This window comes from Elstera litoralis (assembly GCF_000963705.1).
Taxonomy (GTDB): Bacteria; Pseudomonadota; Alphaproteobacteria; order Elsterales; family Elsteraceae; genus Elstera; species Elstera litoralis.
Window position 1 is genome coordinate 1 of sequence record NZ_LAJY01000592.1, and the last position, 1539, is coordinate 1539.

At 66.1% G+C, this 1539-nt stretch carries 2 protein-coding genes; both read right to left on the reverse strand.

What is annotated here, in order from left to right:
• A partial coding sequence (locus tag VZ95_RS17950; protein ID WP_045777076.1) for an ATP-binding cassette domain-containing protein occupies nt 1-387 on the reverse strand: 387 nt, incomplete at its 3' end.
• A partial coding sequence (locus VZ95_RS17955) for an ABC transporter permease (RefSeq protein WP_045777077.1) occupies nt 387-1539 on the reverse strand: 1153 nt, incomplete at its 5' end. The genes VZ95_RS17950 and VZ95_RS17955, both read right to left, overlap by 1 nt.

Genomic DNA, 1539 nt, shown 5'->3' on the forward strand with positions numbered 1-1539 from the left:
CAGCGCCTGCGCCACGCGGTTTTCCTGCGCGGCCCGGCTGAGCCCCGCCAGATCGAGCCCGAAGCCGACATTCTCCGCCACGCTCATATGCGGCCACAGGGCGTAGGATTGAAAGACGATGCCAAGATTGCGCTTTTCGGGCGGCACCTGTGCCCCGGCCCCAGAAACGAGCGTCTCGCCGAGTTGGATGGTGCCGCCATCGGGCGCGTCGAACCCAGCGATCAGGCGCAGGAGGGTGGTTTTCCCGCAGCCCGATTCGCCCAGGATCACCATGAACTCGCCTTGGGCGACGCGCAGCGTGAGTTGATCGAGAATGGTCGCCCCGCCGATGCGGCGGGTCAGCCGGTCGACCTCGACCGAAACGGACGGTGTGCGAAACTCTCCCATTAGGCTCCCCAGGGCAAAAGCTGCTGGACGCGCGGCGGTAGGCGCGTGCAGAGCCCCGCCAGCGCAAAAATCACGGCAAGGCAAATCATCGACATGGCCGCCGCCCCCGGCGCGTCACCGCCCTCTTCGAGGAAGTAGATGATAATGCCAACGGTCTCATTCCCCCGCGACCAGAGCAGCGCCGAAACGGTGAGTTCGCTGAAGGCGGTCAGAAACACCAGCACGCCCCCCGCCACCGCCGAAGGCAGCAGCAACGGCAGCGTAATGCGCCGGAAACGCTTCAGGAAACCCGCGCCTTGCGCCTGTCCCGCCTCGTCCAGAACCGCATCGATCTGGCGCAGGCTGGCCTGCACGGGCCGCAGGATCAGCGGCAGAAACCGCGCTAGATAGGCGATCAAGATGAGCGTCGCCGTGCCATACAGCGAGATATTCAGCAGCGGCAACGGGCGGATCAGCAGCAGGATCATCGCAATCCCCAAGACCACCCCCGGCAGGGCATAGGGCGCTTCGATAATCGGATCGAACGCCCGCAAGAGGCGGCGCAACCACGCCGCCGGGCTCCAGGCTTCAACCACGGCGAAGGGCAGCGCCAGCGCCGCCAGCAGAACCGCCGCCGTGCCCGAAAGCCACAGGGAATTCAGCAACGCCCGCAGGGTTTGCGCCGAACTCAGGACCCGCGCGAAATGGGCCAGCGTCGCCGTTTCCCCCGTCAACGGCAACCCATAGGCGCGGGTCAACGCGGTCGCCAGCAGCGAGAGCAAGGGCAGCACCGTCATGAACAGGCCGAGCGCGAGCAACAGCATCAGGATCGGCGTCCGCCAATGCCGAAGCGGCAGATGCAGCGCGGCGCTACGCCCCGCACTGCCGATCAGTGTGCCGCTGCGCGCGTTGATCCACAGGCGCGCCGCCAGAATGACCAAGCCGGAAATCACCGCTAAAACGAGGGCCATTAACCCGGCCTCCGCCAAAATCGACGGGCCGAACCCGGCGAGCCGCTGATAAATCAACACCGGCACGGTCGGGTAACGCGCCGGAATGCCCAAGAGCGCCGGAATACCGAAATTGCCCAAGCAGGAGACGAAGGCGAGCCCCAAGCCCGCCAGCAGGGCCGGAAAAATCAGCGGCAGTACGATCCGGCGTAAGAGCGGCCCG